At 72.4% G+C, this 19,648-nt stretch carries 19 protein-coding genes; 10 read left to right on the top strand and 9 right to left on the bottom strand.

The window, feature by feature from the left end:
• Window position 1 precedes the first annotated feature (1 nt).
• Genes hutU through hutI form a run of 4 tightly spaced genes read left to right on the top strand, consistent with a single transcriptional unit; the run spans window position 2 to window position 5,281 of the window.
• Window positions 2-1,654 (top strand): urocanate hydratase, encoded by a 1,653-nt coding sequence (hutU, locus tag AB0F91_RS35525; RefSeq protein WP_360604821.1) that lies wholly within the window; start codon window positions 2-4, stop codon window positions 1,652-1,654.
• Window positions 1,651-2,847, top strand: a complete 1,197-nt coding sequence (locus AB0F91_RS35520) for an allantoate amidohydrolase (RefSeq protein ID WP_360604819.1) — start codon at window positions 1,651-1,653, stop codon at window positions 2,845-2,847. The genes hutU and AB0F91_RS35520 overlap by 4 nt, the downstream gene beginning before the upstream one ends.
• Window positions 2,844-4,148, top strand: a complete 1,305-nt coding sequence (locus AB0F91_RS35515) for a formimidoylglutamate deiminase (RefSeq protein WP_360604817.1) — start codon at window positions 2,844-2,846, stop codon at window positions 4,146-4,148. Before AB0F91_RS35520 ends, AB0F91_RS35515 begins: the two co-directional genes overlap by 4 nt.
• Entirely contained in the window at window positions 4,136-5,281 is a 1,146-nt protein-coding gene (gene hutI, locus AB0F91_RS35510) for an imidazolonepropionase (protein ID WP_360604815.1), read from the top strand. The genes AB0F91_RS35515 and hutI overlap by 13 nt, the downstream gene beginning before the upstream one ends.
• Window positions 5,282-5,295: 14 nt before the next feature.
• Here hutI and AB0F91_RS35505 read toward each other — a convergent pair whose 3' ends face one another.
• Entirely contained in the window at window positions 5,296-5,472 is a 177-nt protein-coding gene (locus tag AB0F91_RS35505) for an alpha/beta hydrolase (RefSeq protein WP_360604813.1), read from the bottom strand.
• Between the two features lie 134 nt (window positions 5,473-5,606).
• Window positions 5,607-7,049: a nitrilase-related carbon-nitrogen hydrolase gene (locus AB0F91_RS35500; protein WP_360604811.1), complete on the bottom strand. Its 1,443-nt coding sequence runs from the start codon at window positions 7,047-7,049 to the stop codon at window positions 5,607-5,609.
• A gap of 323 nt (window positions 7,050-7,372) precedes the next feature.
• Between AB0F91_RS35500 and AB0F91_RS35495 the strand changes: the two genes are divergently transcribed.
• Both AB0F91_RS35495 and AB0F91_RS35490 read left to right on the top strand, forming a co-directional pair.
• A complete protein-coding gene (locus tag AB0F91_RS35495) occupies window positions 7,373-8,503 on the top strand; it encodes an inorganic phosphate transporter (RefSeq protein WP_360604809.1) in 1,131 nt (376 codons plus the stop codon).
• Between the two features lie 10 nt (window positions 8,504-8,513).
• Window positions 8,514-8,735: a hypothetical protein gene (locus AB0F91_RS35490; RefSeq protein WP_360604807.1), complete on the top strand. Its 222-nt coding sequence runs from the start codon at window positions 8,514-8,516 to the stop codon at window positions 8,733-8,735.
• On the opposite strand, the gene AB0F91_RS35485 is transcribed toward AB0F91_RS35490, so the two are convergent.
• Together AB0F91_RS35485 and AB0F91_RS35480 are read right to left on the bottom strand one after the other, a co-directional pair.
• The gene (locus AB0F91_RS35485; RefSeq protein ID WP_360604805.1) at window positions 8,717-9,445 is read right to left on the bottom strand and encodes a hypothetical protein; all 729 of its coding nucleotides are present in this window, start codon (window positions 9,443-9,445) and stop codon (window positions 8,717-8,719) included. The genes AB0F91_RS35490 and AB0F91_RS35485 overlap by 19 nt on opposite strands.
• A complete protein-coding gene (locus AB0F91_RS35480; protein ID WP_360604803.1) occupies window positions 9,442-9,651 on the bottom strand; it encodes a hypothetical protein in 210 nt (69 codons plus the stop codon). The genes AB0F91_RS35485 and AB0F91_RS35480 overlap by 4 nt, the downstream gene beginning before the upstream one ends.
• A gap of 213 nt (window positions 9,652-9,864) precedes the next feature.
• On the opposite strand from AB0F91_RS35480, the gene AB0F91_RS35475 reads away from it, so the two are divergent.
• Together AB0F91_RS35475 and AB0F91_RS35470 are read left to right on the top strand one after the other, a co-directional pair.
• On the top strand, window positions 9,865-11,289 hold the full coding sequence (locus tag AB0F91_RS35475; protein WP_360604801.1) for a histidine kinase: 1,425 nt from the start codon (window positions 9,865-9,867) through the stop codon (window positions 11,287-11,289).
• Window positions 11,286-11,960 (top strand): response regulator transcription factor, encoded by a 675-nt coding sequence (locus AB0F91_RS35470; protein WP_360604799.1) that lies wholly within the window; start codon window positions 11,286-11,288, stop codon window positions 11,958-11,960. The genes AB0F91_RS35475 and AB0F91_RS35470 overlap by 4 nt, the downstream gene beginning before the upstream one ends.
• Before the next feature lie 205 nt (window positions 11,961-12,165).
• Here AB0F91_RS35470 and AB0F91_RS35465 read toward each other — a convergent pair whose 3' ends face one another.
• On the bottom strand, window positions 12,166-13,311 hold the full coding sequence (locus AB0F91_RS35465) for an FAD-dependent oxidoreductase (RefSeq protein WP_360604797.1): 1,146 nt from the start codon (window positions 13,309-13,311) through the stop codon (window positions 12,166-12,168).
• A 50-nt stretch (window positions 13,312-13,361) separates the two neighbouring features.
• Between AB0F91_RS35465 and AB0F91_RS35460 the strand changes: the two genes are divergently transcribed.
• The gene (locus AB0F91_RS35460) at window positions 13,362-13,916 is read left to right on the top strand and encodes a TetR/AcrR family transcriptional regulator (RefSeq protein ID WP_360604795.1); all 555 of its coding nucleotides are present in this window, start codon (window positions 13,362-13,364) and stop codon (window positions 13,914-13,916) included.
• 48 nt (window positions 13,917-13,964) lie between these two features.
• On the opposite strand, the gene AB0F91_RS35455 is transcribed toward AB0F91_RS35460, so the two are convergent.
• The 4 genes from AB0F91_RS35455 to AB0F91_RS35440 all read right to left on the bottom strand — a co-directional run bounded on the left by AB0F91_RS35455 (window position 13,965) and on the right by AB0F91_RS35440 (window position 19,023).
• Window positions 13,965-14,756, bottom strand: coding sequence for an ABC transporter permease (locus AB0F91_RS35455; RefSeq protein WP_360604793.1), 792 nt, complete (start codon window positions 14,754-14,756; stop codon window positions 13,965-13,967).
• On the bottom strand, window positions 14,753-15,667 hold the full coding sequence (locus tag AB0F91_RS35450; RefSeq protein WP_360604791.1) for an ATP-binding cassette domain-containing protein: 915 nt from the start codon (window positions 15,665-15,667) through the stop codon (window positions 14,753-14,755). Before AB0F91_RS35450 ends, AB0F91_RS35455 begins: the two co-directional genes overlap by 4 nt.
• Before the next feature lie 105 nt (window positions 15,668-15,772).
• Window positions 15,773-18,196, bottom strand: coding sequence for an ATP-dependent helicase HrpB (gene hrpB, locus AB0F91_RS35445; protein WP_360604789.1), 2,424 nt, complete (start codon window positions 18,194-18,196; stop codon window positions 15,773-15,775).
• Entirely contained in the window at window positions 18,193-19,023 is an 831-nt protein-coding gene (locus AB0F91_RS35440; RefSeq protein WP_360604787.1) for a glutamate ABC transporter substrate-binding protein, read from the bottom strand. The genes hrpB and AB0F91_RS35440 overlap by 4 nt, the downstream gene beginning before the upstream one ends.
• A gap of 88 nt (window positions 19,024-19,111) precedes the next feature.
• Here AB0F91_RS35440 and AB0F91_RS35435 point away from each other — a divergent pair, with 88 nt between their 5' ends.
• The gene (locus AB0F91_RS35435) at window positions 19,112-19,648 is read left to right on the top strand and encodes a MauE/DoxX family redox-associated membrane protein (protein WP_360604919.1); all 537 of its coding nucleotides are present in this window, start codon (window positions 19,112-19,114) and stop codon (window positions 19,646-19,648) included.

Genomic DNA, 19,648 nt, shown 5'->3' with positions numbered 1-19,648 from the left:
AATGTCTCGCACCGTCCGTGCCGCTCGCGGCACCCAGCTCACCGCGAAGTCGTGGCAGACGGAAGCCGCGCTGCGGATGTTCCACAACAACCTCGACCCCGAGGTCGCCGAGCGGCCCGAGGACCTGGTCGTCTACGGCGGCACCGGCAAAGCCGCCCGCAACTGGCCGAGCTTCGACGCGATCACGCGTGAGCTGACCACTTTGGACCATGACGAGACGTTGCTCGTGCAGTCGGGCAAGCCGGTCGGCGTGTTCCGCACGCACGAGTGGGCGCCGCGCGTGCTGATCGCGAACTCGAACCTGGTGGGCGACTGGGCGACCTGGCCCGAGTTCCGCCGCCTGGAGCAGCAGGGCCTCACGATGTACGGCCAGATGACGGCCGGCTCGTGGATCTACATCGGCACGCAGGGCATCCTGCAGGGCACGTACGAGACGTTCGCCGCCGTGGCGAAGAAGAAGTTCGGCGGCACCCTGCGCGGCACGCTCACCGTGACCGCGGGCCTCGGCGGCATGGGTGGCGCGCAGCCGCTCGCCGTGACCATGAACGACGGCGTGGCACTCGTCGTCGAATGCGATCCGCAGCGCGCGCACCGCCGCGTCGAGACGCGCTACCTCGACGAGGTGGCCGACGACCTTGACGACGCGATCCAGCGCGTCACCACCGCGAAGAAGGAACGCCGGCCGCTGTCGGTGGCCGTGGTCGGCAATGCTGCCGAGGTACTGCCGGAGCTGCTACGCCGCGGCGTCGAGGTCGACATCGTCACCGACCAGACCTCGGCGCACGACCCGCTGTCCTACCTGCCCAAGGGGGTCAGCGTGGACGACTGGCGCGACTACGCGGCCAAGAAGCCCGACGAGTTCACCGACCGCTCGCGCGAGTCGATGGCCGACCACGTGAACGCGATGCTCGGCTTCCTCGATGCAGGCGCCGAGGTCTTCGACTACGGCAACTCCCTGCGCGGCGAGGCCAAGCTCGGCGGCTGCGAGCGCGCATTCGACTTCCCGGGCTTCGTGCCCGCCTACATCCGCCCGCTGTTCTGCGAGGGCAACGGCCCGTTCCGCTGGGCGGCGCTCTCGGGCGACCCCGAGGACATCGCGGCCACCGACCGCGCGATGCTGGAGCTGTTCCCGGAGAACGAGTCCCTGGCCCGCTGGATCAAGATGGCCGGCGAGCGCGTGGCGTTCCAGGGCCTGCCGGCGCGGATCTGCTGGCTCGGTTACGGCGAGCGCCACCTCGCGGGCCTGCGGTTCAACGAGATGGTGGCCAGTGGCGAGCTCAAGGCGCCCGTGGTGATCGGGCGCGACCACCTCGACTCCGGCAGCGTCGCCTCGCCCTACCGCGAGACCGAGGCCATGGCCGACGGGTCCGACGCGATTGCCGACTGGCCGCTGCTCAACGCGCTGGTCAACACCGCGTCGGGTGCGAGCTGGGTGTCGATCCACCACGGCGGTGGCGTCGGCATGGGGCGCTCGATCCACGCGGGCCAGGTCAGCGTGGCCGACGGCACGGCGCTGGCCGCGCAGAAGCTCGAGCGCGTGCTCACCAACGACCCGGGCATGGGCGTGATCCGCCACGTCGACGCCGGTTACGACCACGCGGCCGAGGTCGCCGACGAGCGTGGCGTGCGCATTCCCATGCGGGACAACGCGTGAGCGCTTCGGGGCTGCTCGGCGAGATCGCCGACGTCGGGCGTGACGCGAAGCGCGGCGGCTACTCGCGGCACGCGTTCGATGCGCCCGAACACGATCTGCGCACGTGGTTCGTCGAGCGCGCGCAGCGGCTGGGCCTGGACGTCGAGACCGACCGCAACGGCAACCTCTGGGCCTGGTGGGGCGCACCGGGGCCGGACGCCGTGGTGACCGGCAGTCACCTCGACTCGGTGCCCGGTGGAGGCGCGTTCGACGGCCCGCTCGGTGTGACGAGCGCGCTGGCGGCCGTGGAAGCGTTGCAGAGCAAGGGGTTCCGGCCCACGAAGCCGTTCGCCGTGGTCGTGTTTGCCGAGGAGGAGGGCGGCCGGTTCGGCGTACCGTGCCTCGGTTCGCGGCTGATGACCGGCACGATCGACGCCGACAAAGCGCGAGCGCTGCGCGACCCGGACGGCGTCACGTTCTGGGAGGCGGCCGCGAAGTCCGGTCTCGACGTGGACCGGATCGGCGCGGAGCCCGACCGCCTGGGTCTCATCGGCCGGTTCCTGGAGCTGCACGTGGAGCAGGGCCGCGGCCTCATCGATCTCGGTTCGGCGGTGGCGGTGGGCAGCACGGTGATCGCCCACGGGCGGTGGCGGTTCTCGTTCGCGGGCCAGGGAAACCACGCCGGTGCGACGCTGATCGCCGACCGCGTGGACCCGATGCTGCCCGCGGCCGAGACCGTCGTGGCGGTGCGGCGGCTGGCGAAGACGCGGGCGGATGCCCGGGCGACCGTCGGCCGGCTCGTGCCGACGCCGGGTGGCACGAACGTCATCGCGTCCACTGTGGACTTGTGGCTCGACGCGCGCGTGCCCGGCACGGTGACGCCGGAGCTGGTCGAGGACATTTCGCAGGCGGCGCGGGCCGCGGCGGAGGCGGAGGGCTGCTCGCTGACCGTCACGCGCGAGTCGTACTCCGGCGACGTGGCGTTCGACGAAAAACTGCGGCGTGACCTGGGGAAGTGGCTCGGCGAGGTGCCCGAGCTGCCGACCGGCGCGGGCCACGACGCCGCCATCCTGGCCGGGTTCGTGCCCGCCGGGATGCTCTACGTGCGCAACCCCACCGGCATCAGCCACTCACCGGAGGAGTTCGCCGAGGCCGACGACGTGGAGGCCGGCGCGCGGGCGCTGGCCGAGGTGCTGGAGCGGCTGGCGGCATGACCACGTACTGGTGCGAACGGGCCTGGCTGCCCGACGGGATCGCCGAGGCCGTGCTGCTCGTGGTGCGCGACGGGCGGATCGCCTCGGTCACCTCGGGCACGCCGAGGTCCGGGACCGTCCTCGCCGGGCTCACGCTCCCGGGGTTCGCCAACGGGCACTCGCACGCGTTCCACCGCGCGTTGCGGGGCCGGACGCACCACGAGCGGGGTACGTTCTGGACCTGGCGTGAACGGATGTACTCGCTGGCCGCGCGCCTCGACCCGGACGCGTACTACCGGCTCGCACGCGGTGTCTACGCGGAGATGGTGCTCGGCGGGTACACGAGCGTCGGCGAGTTCCACTACCTGCACCACGCGCCGGGCGGCAAGGCGTACGCGTCGCCGAACGCGATGGGCGACGCGTTGCGCGAGGCGGCGCGGGACGCGGGGATCCGGCTGACGCTGCTGGACACGTGTTACCTCGCGGGCGGGATCGGCGTGCCGCCGGACGAGGTGCAGCAGCGGTTTTCCGACGGTTCGGCCGAGAAGTGGGTTTCGCGGGTGGCGTCGCTGGTCGAGGACGAGCTGTTCCGCCTCGGCGGGGCCGTTCACTCCGTGCGGGCGGTGCCGGCGGACGATTTGTCGACCGTGAACCAGGGTGTTCCCGGCGACCGGCCGCTGCACATCCACCTGTCCGAGCAGCGCGCGGAGAACGAGCAGTGCGAGGCGGCGTACGGCCGGACGCCGACCGGGTTGCTGCAGGAGCACGGTGTGCTGGGCGAGCGGCTGGTCGCCGTCCACGCGACGCACCTGACGGACCAGGACGTGAAGTGGCTGGGTGACGCGCGGTCCGCCGTGTGCTTCTGTCCGACGACCGAGCGCGACCTCGGCGACGGCATCGGCCCCGCGCGGCAGCTGCTCGACGCGGGCGTGCGGCTGGGTGTCGGCAGTGACAGCAACGCGGTGGTCGACGCGTTCGAGGAGTCCCGCGCGCTGGAGCTGGACGACCGTCTGGCCAGCGAGGAACGCGGCCGGTTCGCCGCGGAGGAGCTGCTGGCGGCGGGGACCGACCACGCGTCCGTCGGGTGGCCGGAGGTGGGGTGGCTGGCCGTCGGTGCCGGGGCGGACCTGGTGACGGTGGCGCTGGACTCCGTGCGGACGGCGGGGATCGAGCCGTCCGGGGTGGTGTTCGCGGCGGGTGCTGCGGACGTGCGCCACGTCGTGGTGGCGGGTCGGGACGTGGTGCGCGACGGCGCGCACATGCTGGTGGAGCGACCGGAAACCGTACTGGCCGAGGAGATCGAGGCGCTGTGGCAATTCTGATCACGGGAATCGGCGAGCTCACCACCAACGACCCCGAGCTAGGCCAGCTGCACGATGCGGCGCTGGTGCTCGACGGCGGCGCCGTCGCGTGGGCCGGGCCGGCTGAGCGGGCGCCGGCGGCCGACGAGCGCGTGGACGTCGAGGGGCGCGCGGTGCTGCCCGGCTGGGTCGACAGCCACACGCACCTCGTGTTCGCCGGCGACCGCACGGCGGAGTTCGAGGCGCGGATGGCCGGGAAGCCTTACACCGCAGGCGGCATCGCCGTCACGGTCCGGGCGACGCGGGAGGCCTCCGACGAGCAGCTCGCGGCGAATCTGCGCCGGCACGTCGAGGAGGCGGCCGCGCAGGGCACCACCTGCCTGGAAACCAAGACCGGGTACGGGCTGACCGTGGCCGACGAGGCCCGCTCGGCCCGGATCGCGGCGACGGTGGCCGACGAGGTCACCTACCTCGGCGCGCACCTCGTGCCGCCGGGTGCCGACGCAGAGTCCTATGTGGACCTTGTGTGCGGCGAGATGCTCGACGCGGTGGCTCCGCACGTGCGGTGGGCCGACGTGTTCTGCGAGACGGGAGCGTTCGACGAGGCCCAGTCGGCGCGGGTGCTCAAGGCGGCGGCCGAACGGGGCCTGGGGCTGCGGGTGCACGGCAACCAGCTCGGTGAGGGCCCGGGGGTGCGGCTCGCAGTGCAGCTGGGTGCGGCGAGCGTGGATCACTGCACGTACCTGAGCGACGAGGACGTCGAGGCGCTGGCGGCGTCGGACACGGTGGCGACGCTGCTGCCGGCGTGCGATTTGTCGACAAGGCAATCGCTGGCTCCGGCGCGGCGGCTGCTCGACGCGGGCGCGACGGTCGCGCTGGCCAGCAACGCGAACCCGGGCAGCTCGTACACCACGTCGATGGCGTTCTGCGTGACCACGGCCGTGCTGCAGATGCGGATGACGGTCGCGGAAGCCGTGTGGTCGGCGACGGCCGGGGGCGCGCGGGCGCTGCGGCGCGACGACGTCGGCTACCTCCGGCCGGGCGCGCGGGCCGACGTGCACGTGCTCGAAGCGCCTTCGGTGACGCACCTGGCCTACCGGCCGGGCGTACCGCTCACGCACGCGGTGTGGCGGCGAGGTGAGCGGATGGGGTGAAGGGCTCAGCCGGCTCAGCTGTCCGCGGACAGGTGCGGGTGGACGCGGTCGGCCGCGTCGTCCGGCAGGCAGTGGCCGGCGACCTCGAACACCTCGAAGCGGTAGGCGGCGTCCACGAACTCCGCGGCGTTCGTGGCGGCCGTGCGGACGAGCTTGGTGTCCTGACCGCCCCACACGTACAGCGTCGACACCGTGATGGGGCCGGCGGGGGACGGTGTACTCGTCGTCGGAGACGCCGCGGTACCAGTGCCCTCGAAGTTGACGTTCCCACCGCAAGCCGTGATGTTCGTGGCACGCAGTGCCGGCCGGGGCCCGGTCGCTGCCCTCAACGGCGAGCGGCGCGGGCACGGGTGATGGCGAGCCCGGCTACAGCGGCGAGGGAGCAGAGCCAGGCGAACCAGTCACCGAAGCGGCTGTAGAGCGTGTCGCCCGTGCCAAGGGGGACGTCGGCGACGGTGGCGGCCATCGGGGCCGCACCAGTGCGCGTCTGGGCGAGGACGTGGCCGCGGGGGTCGCTGAGGATCGAGTTGCCGCGGGCGGCGCTCCAGGCCACCGACACGCCGTGCTCGACCCCACGGAGCAGGGCGGTGCGGCTGTGTTGCCAGCCGTCGACATCCTCGTCCGATGCGGGGATCAGGACCAGGCCGGTGCCGGCGCGGGCGTAGTCGCGGGTCGGGGGCGGGCCGTTGACGTCCATGCAGACCTCGAGGCCGATGGGCTGCCCCGCGAGGTGGGCGAGGTCATGGCCGGCCGTGAGGGGCGAGAAACCGTTGCGCCACTTGCGGTATTCGACGGTCGGGCCGGCCGGGGGCACGTCGAGGGCGGTGTTGTAGGCCGCGTGACCCGGATCCTTCACGATCGCGCCGGTCACGACGTGGAGATTCTTGGCGCGGGCGACGTCGGCCAACGGTCCGGTGAGGCCGGCCAGCCGGGCGCGCTCGGTGCCGAACGCGGCCTCCGGCAGCACGGCGACGCGGACGTCGGCCGGCAACGCGGTGAGAGCGTCTACATAGGACTTGAGAACGCGCCCGCCGGCAGGAGATTCCGGATCCGCCGCCCACGTCTGCTCACTGCGAGCCATCACGGCGACGCGCACCTGGCCCACGGAAGCCGCAGCGGGCGTCGCACCGAAAGCCGATGCGCCGCCGACCGCCGCGGCCGTCACCACTGTGATGCCGGCCCGTGCCGAAGGCCGGACACCGGGCGCGAGCACCGCGGCGAGCGCCGTCGGCGCCAGCAGCACGAGGTACTCCACACCCCACCCGCCGAGCACCGACGCGAGGCGTAGCACGTCGGGCTGGTCGCCCTGACTGGTCATGAACGTCCCCATCACGCCGAACGGGTTGGCCACTGAAACGCCGTAGAGCACCGCGGTCCAGACCGCGGGTGCCGCGACGGTCGCGAGCACCGGCCGGCCCATCCCTACGAGGCGGCGGAAGAGCGCCACCATCGCCGCGAACAGCACCGGCGACCCCAGCAGGATCGCCAGCGCGCCCGGCACCGGTACCGACTGCGAGTTCAGGAAGTAGTGCCAGCTGCCGGCGCTCCCGCCCAGGTAGGCGAGGAACGCTGCCGCGCCCGCCACCCACGCGCCCGTGCGCGGCGCGAGCAGAAGCACGGGCAGCGGCGCCAGCCACGCCAGCACGGCGGCAGGTTCGAACCCCAGCCCGAAGTGGATCAGCACGCCGGACGCGACAGCCGCGGCGAGCGCCCAGCCGAGGTGACGGTCCACGGTGCTGGAAGTGGAAGTGCTTGCTGTGGCGGTCATCCGGGCGGCCCCTATCGCCGTGTGACCACCACCGTCGCAGGCGGTCGCGGGCAGAAGCACTGGGCTGCACCGGAGTATTCATGGTAGGGCCGGCACCACCCCGAACCGCATAATTCCGGCACAAAGAATTAAAAGCGCAAACACGGATCCGCCCAACCTGGCTAGTCGATCCGTTGACCACCAGGTGAACGCGGGAAATGGACCTGCCCGCGCGCGCCCTCGTTTACGCAGAGTTCAACCGAAGGCCACTCGTACGAGATTAGGCCCCGCTCGGTTGATGGGTAGCTTTTGAACAGCACGACCACCGAGCCGGAGAAACGCCCATGGACTTTTCCCTCATTGTCCTGGTGGTGATCGTCGCGGCACTCGCCTTCGACTTCACCAACGGGTTCCACGACACGGCCAACGCCATGGCCACTTCCATTGCCACGGGAGCTCTCAAGCCCAGAATGGCGGTCGCCATTTCGGCCGTGCTGAACCTGGTCGGGGCGTTCCTGTCGATCGAGGTCGCGAAAACGATTTCCGGCGGCATCGTCGACGACACGAAGGTCACCCCGGTGGTGATTTTCGCGGGGCTCGTCGGCGCCATCATCTGGAACCTCGTCACGTGGCTCGTCGGCCTGCCCTCGAGCTCCTCGCACGCCCTGTTCGGCGGTCTGATCGGCGCGACGTGGATCGCTTCGGGCGCGGACGCCGTGCACTTCGGCAAGGTCGTCGAGAAGGTGCTGATCCCCGCGGTCGTGTCGCCGATCGTGGCCGGGATAGTGGCGCTCGTCGGCACGTTCCTGACCTACCGCATCACCGACAAGACCAAGGAAGACGTGGTGGGCAAGGGCTTCAAGACCGGCCAGGTCCTCTCAGCCAGCCTCGTCTCGCTCGCCCACGGCACCAACGACGCGCAGAAAACCATGGGTGTCATCACGCTGACGCTCATCGCCGGTGGCACGCTCGCGCCGGGTTCGAACCCGCCGCTGTGGGTCATCGGGGCGTGCGGCCTCGCGATCGCGGCCGGTACGTACCTCGGCGGCTGGCGCATCATCCAGACCATGGGCAAGAAGCTCACCGAGATCCAGACACCGCAGGGCTTCGCCGCGGAGACCAGTTCCGCGGCCGTGATCCTGGCGTCGTCGCACCTCGGCTTCGCGCTGTCGACGACCCACGTCACCTCGGGCGGCATCATCGGCTCGGGGCTCGGCCGCAAGCTCGCGGAGGTCCGCTGGGGCGTCGCGGGCAAGATGGTCATCGCGTGGGTGCTGACGCTGCCGGCGGCCGCCATCGTCGGCGCCATCGCGGCGGCGGTCTCGACCCGCGGTAGCTGGGGCACGATCCTCATGGGCGCTTTCGGGGTGCTCGTGGCGCTGGGCATCTGGCTCGCGTCACGCCGCAACCCGGTGAGCGCCAACACCGTCAACGACGAGCCGGACGCCGCCAAGGCCGCTCCGGTCGCGGCCTGAGGGAGCGGACATGGACATCGACTGGGGTGCCCTCGGCACCGTCTTCGTCGTCGCGCTGGCCGCGGCGGTGGTGCTCACCGTGCTGTTCGCCTACGGCGTCCGCGGGCTTTCGGCACGCGAAACGGCCCGCGAACAAGGCGGCTCCGGCGTCGCGCAGTTCACCGGCTCCATCGTGTGCTTCGTCGTCTGCACCGCGGTGGTCGCGTACGGGATCTATTTGATCGCGGCCTGAGCACGGCCGCGTAGTTCGTCCGGCAGCTCGTCGAGAAGCGGGAGTACCGTTTCCCGGCGAGCTTTTCCCAGGTTGGCCAACACGTCGAGCGCCGGCTCCCACAGCGATTCGTCGGCGCCGGCTGCGCGGATCAGCCGCGGTAGCCGGCCCTCGGGCAGCAGGCCCATCACGTGGTCGATGCGCGTTTTGTCGTCCAGCACGTACGCGGTGCGCAGCAGCGCGGCGTCTTCGAGCACGGCGAGGCTACGCCGGACGGTCGGGTCCGGCAGGTGCCCGACGAACCGGCCGAGTGTGATCCAGTCCTCCCGCCGAGTGAGCTCCGCGGCCACCGCGACCACGGTGTCGAGCGGGATGCGCGTGATGATCGACGTCGCTCGCCGCGGGTCCAGCTCCGCCGCCACCGACGCGAGGAACTTCGGCGGCAGGCGTTTCGCGACGTCCACGCCGCGCGAGACGTCCACCAGGCCGGCGATCCGAGCGCACAGCAGTGGTCCGAACACCTTCTCGGCGATCTTCGCGATCACGGGGGCGGGTAGCAGCCGGCTGGCCAGCGCCATGCGTTCGAGCACCACGAGGTTCGCGTCGAACAGCGTGGTCGTCACCTGTTCGCGGAACAGCTGCAGGTCGGCGACGTCCACGTCGGCGAGGTAGGCCAGCCGTTCGGGCTCGACGTCGAGCACGCGCGCCAGCTTGAGGATCTCCGGGTTCACAGCCCGACCGCCTTGCGGACGGCGCCGCGCAGGAGCGCCGGCACGTACTTGAGGCCGTCCTCGCCCGCCTGGGCGAGGGCCTTGGCCTGCCGGTGCCGCGCGGCGCGCAACGCGGCGGCGAGGTCCCGCCGCGCGTCTTCGGGCAGGGCTTCGATGCCTTCGGGCAGGGGGCCGCCGAGCTGCTCGGCGAGTGTGCGCTCAGCCATGGTGAGCCATCATGCCTCAGCGGTTGACTTTCGACAGTGGTGGCCGCCGCCGCGGGCCTTGCAGCGTCAGCGCCCATGTTGGAGGTGATTAGGCGCAGGTGGCGGGTGGTGCTCGACGTCCTGCTCTGATTCTTCCTGTCCGGTGTCGTCGCGATCGATGCCTCGAACAACCCCAACCCGTGGGAGCTGATCTCCGGGCTGGCCGCCACCACCGTGTCGGTCGCGGTGTGGCGCCGGCTGCCGGCGGTGTCGCTGATCGTCACGATGGCCACGGCCGTGGTGGTGGCGTTCGGCTGGGGCGGGCGCGTGGCCGTGTGGGAGGTCTTCCTCATGGTCACCCTGGGGTACCTCGCCGGCCTGCGGATGACGCAGGTCCGGGTGGCCGTGCTCACGTGTTCGGCCATCGCGCTGGCCGGGCTGCCCCTGGCGCTGGTGCTGCCCTCGGCCGGGTTCGGGGCGTGGGGCGCGATGCTCGGGGTGCTCGCGTTCGCGGGGGTGGCGCCGTGGCTGCTGGGGCGCCACGTGCGGCTGCGGCGCGAGCTGGCGCGCGCGGGGTGGCGGCGGGCGGAGGAGATGGAGAGCCGCCAGCAGCTCGTCGCCGACCAGGCCCGCCTGCGGGAACGTGCGCGGATCGCCAGCGACATGCACGATTCCCTGGGCCACGAGCTGAGCCTCATCGCCGTGCGCGCCGCGGCCCTCGAAGTGGCGGGTGGTCTCGACGACACGCAGCGCGCCGCGGCCGGCGACCTGCGTGCCAACGCCGCGACGGCGACCGAGCGGCTGCGCGAGATCATCGGCGTGCTGCGGGAGGACGCGGCGCCGATCGAGCCCGTGCAGGGTGACCTGGGGGAGCTGCTGGAGCGGGCCCGCGCGTCGGGGCTGCTGGTGGAGTCGCAAGTGGACAGTCTCGAGGCGGCGCCGCCGATGGTCGCGCGGGCGGCGTACCGCGTGGTGCAGGAGGCGGTGACGAACGTCGCCAAGCACGCGCCGGGCGCGGCCGTGACCGTGCGGGTGCTCAGCACCCCGGCGAGCACGGAGATCCGCGTGGTGAACGCGCGCCCGCCCGCGGGTCCGTTGCCGGGGACGTCGGGCAAGCGTGGACTGATCGGGCTGCGCGAACGGGTCCGGCTGGTCGGGGGTGCTCTGCGAGCGGGGCCTGATGCGGGCGGTGGCTTCGGGGTCGTGGCCACGCTGCCGCACGACGCCGCTCCGGGGCCCGCTTCCGAGGCCGGCGCCGACGTCGAGCAGTCCGAGTCGGCGCGCGAGTGGGAGCTGGCGCGGCGCGACGTGCGGCGCAGCCTGGTGCAGGCGATCGTGATCCCGCTGGCGTTGTTCGGCCTGGTGATCGGCGGCAGCGGCGTGGCGTTCCTCGTGCAGTGGTACGGCTCGCAGGTGTCGACTGGCGTCTACCAGCAGATCCAGCTGGGGTCGACGCGGGCGTCGCTGCAGCCGCTGCTGCCTTCGCAGCAACGGCTGTCGAAACCGCAGTACGGTAAGCCGCCGAAGCCTGCGGGCAGCACGTGCGAGTACTACGGCACTTCGCGCAGCTGGTGGAACGTGCGCTACGCGGCGGTCCGGCTCTGCTTCGAGGGCGACCGGCTCGTGACGAAGGATCTCTACAGTGAGGACGAACCGTGATCCGGGTGCTGCTGGCCGACGACGAGGCCATGATCCGCGCGGGCGTCGCGGCGATCCTGGCGGCTGACGCCGGCATCGAGGTCGTCGCCGAGGCCGCGGACGGCCGCGAAGCCGTCGCCCAGGCGCTGGCCACCCGCCCTGACGTGGTGCTGCTCGACATCCGCATGCCGGTGCTCGACGGCCTCGCCGCGGGCGCCGAGATCCGCCGCGTGCTGCCGGAGGTCGGCGTGATCATCCTGACGACGTTCGGCGAAGACGCCTACATCGAACGCGCGCTGGGCTTCGGCGCCAGCGGGTTTTTGCTGAAGGCCGGCGACCCCCGCGAGCTGCTCTCCGGCATCCACGCCGTCGCGGACGGCGCCGCGTTCCTCTCCCCGAAAGTCGCGTCCCGCGTCATCGCCCGCCTCTCCGGCGGCGCCCTCACCCGCGGCGCGGCGGCCCGCGACCGCATCGCCGCTCTGACGGCCCGCGAACGCGAAGTCCTCACGCACTTGGCGACCGGACTGTCCAACGCGGACATCGCTTCGCGGATGTTCGTCGTCGAGGGCACGGTCAAAGCCCACGTCAGCACGATCCTCACCCGCCTGGGTGCCCGCAACCGCGTCCAGGCGGCGATCACGGCTTACGAGGCCGGGTTGGTCGGGGGAGAATCCGAGGAGCCGAGCCGCTGATCGCCCGGCCGGTCGGCGAGACGCGGCTCCGCGTCCCCGCACCGGCCACTCGCACCGCCCCCATGTGGCGTTGGTTGCGTTGAGCGCACCCAACGCGGCATTCGGTGCGTTGAGCGCACCGAACGCCACATGCGGGCGGTTCAGCTGCCCCCCACCGCCGGCCGACGGGGGCGTGAGCAATGTGGCGCCCAGGAGCGCCCGCATCTCACGAGTGACCGGAGGCAGTGGTGGTCCGGGGCAGGCGCGGCGGCCGCCAGTCGTTGATCCAGCTCTCCGCCCGCGCCATCACAGACGGCGGGGCCAGCCGCAGCACCGCGGTGCGCACGGCGGCGCCGACGGGGTTACGCAGCAGTGGCCCCATTGACCCCGCCCGAATCGACGTCCGCCAGACGCGCTGGCTCCGCGGGCGGCGCAACGCGTCGTACTCACGCACGCCCGCGGCCACGTCGTCGCCGGCGGCCAAACAGGCCGCCAGCACGACCGCGTCCTCGATGCCCTGGCAGCCGCCCTGGCCGAGGTAGGGCGGCATGGCGTGGGCGGCGTCGCCGAGGAGGGCGAGGCGGTTGTGGGCGTAGGAGGGCAGCGGGGCGGCCAGGTGGCGCAGGTCGTGGTGCAGCACCTCGGGTGAGGAGGCGATGAGGGTCGGGATCGGGACGTGCCAGGAGCCGTAGCGCGAGAGCAGGTAGGCGCGTGGGTCGGCGTGGCGGATGCCTTCCTGACGGGCCTCGGCGATCCACCAGTAGACACGGCCGTCGCGCAGGGGGAGGGCGCCGATTTCGGTGCCGCGGCCCCACTGCAGACTCAGCTCGGTGCCGGGCAGTTCGGCAACGCCGCGGAAGGCCGTGCCGCGGCTGTAGGCCACGTGCGGCCGGGGGTACAGCGAGGTGCGGATCGGGCTGTGGATGCCGTCGGCGGCGACCACCAGGTCCGCGCGCACGGCGCCGGACGCGTGCGTCACCAGGCCGCCCGGAGTCGCCGAGAGCACGTCGACACCTGTGTGCAGGCTTGACGAAGGCAGCTGGGTGCACAGCGCGGCAATCAGGTCCGCGCGGTGGATCGCGGCGAGTGGCAGGCCGTAGCGCCGCACGTAGGCGTCCTGACTCCACGTCGCCAGCCGGCGGCCGTGCTGGTCGAACAGGGTGCCGTCGCGCTGGGGTTGCAGCGGCGCGTCCACGCCCAGCTCTGCCAGCGCCCGCTGCGCGTTGGGCCAGATCGAGATCCCCGCGCCGATGGCCGAGAACTCCGGCGCCCGCTCGTAGACCGTCACCCGCCAGCCGGTGCGGTGCAGCCCGACGGCCGCGCTCAGCCCCACGATGCCCCCGCCGATCACGACTGCGTGCCGTTGCCCCATGACCGCTCCTCTACGTTTGTAGAGGACTCTACACCTGTAGTGTGATGATCGTGGACAGGATTTCGGCGATCGGCGACGCGGCCATCGAGGTGATCGCGGCCGACGGCATGCGGGGGCTCACCCACCGGGCCGTCGACCGGGCCGCGGGGCTGCCGGCAGGCTCGACGTCGTACTACGCCCGCACCCGGGCCGCGCTGCTGGAGCTCGCGATCAAACGCATAGTGGAGCTCGACCAGTCGGACATCGATCCGGCAGCGAAGGACATCGCCGAGGTCCTCGCCTCGACCATCCACGCCGCCATCACCGTCGGCCGCTCCCGCATGCTCGCCCGTTACGAGTTCGCTCTCGAAGCCACCCGCCGCCCGGAGCTGCGCGCGGCCTACGACGCCGGCGGCCTCGAAATTCGCGAGCTCTGCGTCGCGCTCCTCGGCGCCGCCGGGTCGACGAACCCGCAGCGCCACGCTCGCGTGCTCCTCAACTGGCTCGACGGCTCGATCTTCGACGCCCTCGCGGGCACCGGATCGACAAATCCGCCGGACAAGGAGGAGCTCGCCGAAGGCGCCCGCGCCGTCCTCAACGGGCTCGGCATCCCCAGCGTGCAGTGAAGGGGCCCTCGAAAGAGGCCCCTGCACGAAACCGAACGCGAACCCGAATCAGGCGTCCCGCCGCTTCAGCACCGAAGTGCCCAGGAACAACCCCGCCGCCGCCCACGCCAGGCAGATCAGCACCCCCACCCACGGCGAGTACGGCGAAATCCCACCCAGCAACGGGTTCGTCTCCCCCGCGGGCACCATTCCGTTGAGGCCCGCGAACGCCGGGGAGTAGTTCATGATCTCCGGCGCCACGTAGGCGGAAAGCAGCATCGGCAACGGCAGCAGCAGCACCATCGTCACCACGATCGTTCCCGCCGCGCTGCGCAGCGCGAACCCGATGCCCGCGCACAGCACTCCCAGCAGCGCGAAGAACGCCCCCATGCCCGCGGCCGCCGCGAACCCTTCGCCGAACGTCGTCGTCAGGGCCGCGCCCGGCATCGGCACCGCCGCGGTCGCCATGCCGAGCAGCGCCACCACCACGCCGTACGCGAACAGCACCGGTAACAGCACGGCCGCCTTCGCGAGTGTCACGGTCGAGCGCACCGGCACCCACTGCAGCGTCGAGCGGATGCTGCCGCTGGCGTACTCGCTCGTCACGAACAACGTGGCCACCGCGATCACGCAGAACTCGGTGAGGTAGATCGAGCCGTTGACCACGATGTCGTGCGGGCCCTGTGGTGGCTCGGTGTCGCCGAACCGTTGTGACAGACCGGAAACTCCGCTGTAGAAGAGCATCACCAGCACGCCGCCGGCGAGGCTCCACCACGTGCTGCGCACCGACCAGAACTTCGTCCACTCCGCCGCGACGGCCCCCGAAAGTTCGCCGCCCGCGCGTACCTGCGTGGTCGTCATGCCGGCCCCCCGTATTCCACCGACGAAGCGGTCAGTTCCAGGTAGGCCTGCTCCAGCGAAGCCGTTCGCTCACCGAGGCCGTGCAGCCGCACGCCCAGCTCGTGGGCGAGGTCGCCGACCGCCCCGACGTCGGTGCCGGTCACCACCAGCTCGTCGGCCTCACCGGGTTCCACCGCAGCACCGCGCGTGAGCAGGTGCCGCGCCAGCGTGTCCCGCTCGACCGGCGTCGGCACGCGCACCGAAACCGAGCTGAGCGAGTTGCCGGCGATGAACTCGTCGACGGGCGCGTCGGCCAGCAGCTTTCCCTTGCCGATCACCACGAGGTGGTCGGCCGTCAGCTGCATCTCGCTCATCAGGTGGCTCGACACGAACACCGTGCGGCCCTCCGCGGCGAGCGAGCGCATGAGCTGGCGCACCCAGCGCACGCCGTCGGGGTCGAGGCCGTTCACCGGCTCATCGAACATCAGCACGCCGGGGTCGCCGAGCAGCGCCGCCGCGATCCCCAGCCGCTGCCCCATGCCGAGCGAGAACTGCCCGGCCCGCTTGCCCGCCACGTCGGTGAGCCCGACCGTCGCGAGCACCTCCTCGACGCGCGAAGCGGGAATGCCGTTGCTGTGCGCCATCGCGAGCAGGTGGCGCCCGGCGCTGCGGCCCGGGTGCAGCGCCTTCGCTTCGAGCAGCGCGCCGCCCTCGCGCAGCGGGTGCTTGAGCTCGGCGTACGGCTTGCCGTGCACCAGCACGCTGCCTGCCGTGGGCCGGTCGAGGCCCACCGTCATGCGCATCGTGGTCGACTTGCCCGAACCGTTGGGCCCGAGGAACCCCGTGACGCTGCCGGGAGCGACGACGCACGTGAGCCCGTCGACGACCGTCTTCTCCCCGTAGCGCTTCGTCAGTCCGCGAAGCGTGATCATGTGCCCTCCCCTGGGTTCGATCCCTTGGGGAGGAAGTCTGCGGTCCGCGGGGCACGGCGGACATCGGACTTCCGGCTCGCGCTACCCCCGACCTTCGACCGGGGGTCAGCGCGACCGGCGGGTGGTGTGGCGCGTCGGCGTGGCCGTCGCCGGGTCCTCGGGCCAGGGGTGCTTCGGGTAACGGCCGCGCAGGTCGGCGCGCACGGCCGCGTACCCGGTGCGCCAGAACGACTCCAGGTCGGCCGTCACGGCGGCGGGCCGGCCGGCGGGGGAGAGCAGGTGCAGCAGCACGGGCACCCGGCCGTCGGCGACGGTCGGGGTGGCGGTCCAGCCGAACGTTTCCTGCAGCTTCACCGCGAGCACGGGCTGGTCGCCGGTGTAGTCCACGCGGTAGTGCGAGCCGGACGGGACTTCGAGCCGGTCGGGTGCCAGCTCGTCGAGGCGCGCGGCTTCGGGCCAGGGCAGCAGGCCGCGCAGGGCGCCGCCGGCGTCGACCGCACCGAGGTCCGCGCGGCGGCGGGCACGGGAGAGGTCGAGCCAGACGTCCACTTCGGACAACAGGGTGTCGTCGTCCACGGCCGGCCACGGGGCGCCGAGCGCGCGGTGCAGGAACGCCATCCGCTCACGCAGGCGCCGGCCGTCTTCGCTCCAGCGCAGCAGGCCGAGGCCTTCGGCGCGCAGGCCGGTGACCAGGGCTTCGTGCACGAGTCCGGGTTGCGGTGAGCGCAGCGGACGTTCGGCGAGCACGATCGCGCCGAGGCGGCGGACGTGCCGGGCCACCACGTCGCCGTCCCAACGGACTTCGTCCACTTCGGACACCAGGGCGGGCGCGGCTCGCACGGCAAGGGTTTCGTCGGCGACAGCGGCGAGCCGGATCGTGCCCTGCACACGGCCGGGGTCGCGCGTGGCCTCGCCGACGGCCAGCCACTCTGCGTCGCCGAGGCCGCTGCCCGCGGGCAGTTCCACCGCGGTGCCGCCGGCCATCAGGTACACGGGCTCGCTGCCCGCCCGACGTCTCGCGAGCCGTTCGGGGTGGGCCAGGGCGACGACCAGCGCGGCGTCGGGTTTGCCGGCACTGCCCGGGGACTTGACCAGGCCCGACAGTCGCCGGGCCTCCGTTTTCCACCGCCGGGCCGCGTCGTCCGTGCCGCTGCGCAGGCGGCGCAGCTCGGCCTCGACGTCGGTGAGCTGCGCGCCCGCGTCGAGCAGGGCCACGACCTCGGCGGCCGCGCGCGCACCCACCGCGGCCGATCCGTCGAGCAGCGCGCGGGCGAGCCGCGGGTGCAGGCCGAGGTCGGCCATCCGGCGACCGCGTGGGGTGATGGTGCCGTCGGCGGTCGTCGCCCCCAGCGTGACCAGCAACGTGCGCGCGGCGGCCAGCGCGCCCTCGCCCGGCGGGTCCCACCACGCCAGGCCACTGCCGTCCGGGGTGGACCAGCACGCGAGCTCCAGCGCGAACCGCGCGAGCTCGGCCGTGCGGATCTCCGGCTCCGGGTACGCGGGCAGCGTCGCCTGCTCGTGCTCCGGCCAGCAGCGGTACGCGCGGCCGGGTGCTTCGCGGCCCGCGCGTCCGGCGCGTTGCTCGGCGACGGCCGCGGACACGCGCACGGTCGCCAGCCCGGCCAGGCCGCGCCGGTGGTCCACTCGCGGCACGCGGGCGAGCCCGGAGTCCACAACGGACCGCACGCCGGGCACGGTCAGGCTCGACTCCGCGACGGCCGTCGCCAGGACCACGCGCCTGCGGTCGCGGGGCCGCAGCGCTTCGTCCTGCCGGGCGGCGGTGAGGCGGCCGTGCAGCGGCAGCACGTCGGCGTTGAGTGAATGCAGCTGGGCGGCTGTACGCGCGATTTCCCCTGCCCCGGGCAGGAACGCGAGCACGTCACCGTCCCCTTCGGACAGTGCCAGCCGGATTGCGGACGCCACCGCCGCCTCGATCCGCGCGCCGCGGGCGGGCGCGCGGTAGGTGAGCTCGACGGGGTAGGTGCGGGCGTGCGCGGTCACCACCGGCGCGTCGCCGAGCAGCTCGGCGAGCCGGCCCGCGGCGACGGTCGCCGAGGTCGCGAGCAGGCGCAGGTCTTCGCGCAGGCCGGCGCGGACGTCGAGCAGGAGGGCGAGCAGCAGGTCGGCGTCGAGATGGCGTTCGTGGCACTCGTCGAGCAGCACCGTCGACACGCCGCCCAGCTCGGGGTCGTTCTGCACGCGCCGCACGAGCAGGCCCGACGTCACGACCTCGATCCGCGTGCGCGGAGACACCTTCCGATCGCCGCGCACGGAGTATCCGACCGTCTCGCCCACCGGTTCACCCAGCAGCGCGGCCATCCGCGAAGCCGCGGCGCGGGCGGCCAGGCGGCGCGGTTCGGCGACCACGACGCGGCCGCCGCCGTTCTCCAGCGCGAGCGGCACGAGCGTGGTCTTGCCGGTGCCGGGCGGTGCGACCAGCACGGCGGTGCCGTGGTCCGCGAGCGCCGCCAGCACATCGGGCAGCACCGCGCGAACGGGCAGGTCGGGCAGGTTCTCCAGGTGGTTCACTGCTCGGTGATCTCCGGCGGCTTCGGCAGCGGGTAGTTCGACGGGCCGATGTTGGCCTGCAGCGACCGCAGCCAGTCGCCGTCCGAGACCATCTTGCGGATGGCGTCGCCCACGGCGTGCCGGCCCTCGGTGTCGCCCTTGCGCAGGCCGACGCCGTAGCGCTCGGTCGAGAACGGGTGCCCGACCACGCGCAGCAGCTCGGGGTCCTGCGCGACGTAGCCGGCGAGGATCACCGCGTCGGTGGTCACGGCGTCGACCTGGCCGGCGAGCAGGGCCGTGACGCAGTCGGGGTAACGCGGGTACTCGACGAGCTGCACGGCCTGCGCGAACTTGTCCCGCACCTGCTGCGCCGGCGTCGAGCCGGTGACCGAGCACAGCCGTCGGCCGTTGAGGCTCTCCGGTCCGGTGATGTCCGACGACGTGAGCCGCACCAGCAGGTCCTGGCCGGTGACGAAGTACGGCCCCGCGAACGACACGAGCTGCTTGCGTTTGTCGGTGATCGAGTACGTGGCCACCACGAGGTCGACGCTGCCGGAGGTGAGGTCGGACTCGCGCGTGGCCGGCGTGGTCTCGTGCCACGTGATGTGGGCCGGGTCCACGCCCAGCTCACCGGCCACGAACTTGGCGACGTCCACGTCGAAGCCCACGAACCGGCCGTCGATCGTGCGCTGCGAAAGGCCGGGTTGGTCGAAGCGGATCCCGATCGTGAGGTGGTCACCGTCACGCGCGCGTTTGACCAGCGAATCGCCGGGCGAGACCGTTCCCGGACCGCAGGCCACGCACGTGACCAGCAGTAACAGGGCGGTGAACACCGCGCGAGCCCGCATGTCCGCCTCCGGTCGGTGGGTGTTGACAACTCACGAAGTTCTCAGGTCCGGCGGCTAGCCTAGGCGTGTGCGACGACTGCCCCAACCCGTGCTCGACACGATCGGCACCCTGGCCCGGCTCGGGCTGGCGGCCGTGTGGCTGATTTCGGGTGCCATAAAACTGGCCGCTCCGGGGCAGACGTTCATCGCCGTGCAGGCCTACGACGTGCTGCCGAGCGCGCTGGTCCGCCCGGTCGCGACCGCATTGCCGCTGGTCGAGCTGGTGCTGGGCCTGCTGCTGCTGTTCGGCCTGGCCACACGCTGGGTCGCCACCGCGGCGCTGGTCATGCTGGCCGTGCTCGTGGCGGGCATCGCGCAGTCCTGGGCGCGCGGCCTGAGCATCGACTGCGGCTGCTTCGGCGGCGGCGGGCACGTGGCCGCCGGCCAGACCGAGTACCCGCAGGAAATCCTGCGCGACACCGGGTTCGCGGTGCTGGCCGTGTGGTTGATGGTTCGTCCGCGCTCGTTCTTCTCGGTCGACGGCTGGCTCGGCTGGGGACGGCGGCGCTCGGCTGTGGAGGATTCCGCGGAGACCGGGAGCTCCGCGTCGCTCGCGACCAACGCGGGCATCGCTGAAGGGAAATAG

The organism is Amycolatopsis sp. NPDC023774, assembly GCF_040639695.1.
Lineage (GTDB): Bacteria > Actinomycetota > Actinomycetes > Mycobacteriales > Pseudonocardiaceae > Amycolatopsis.
The sequence above is the reverse complement of the archived record's forward strand: the minus strand, read 5'-3'. Positions and strand labels throughout refer to the sequence as shown.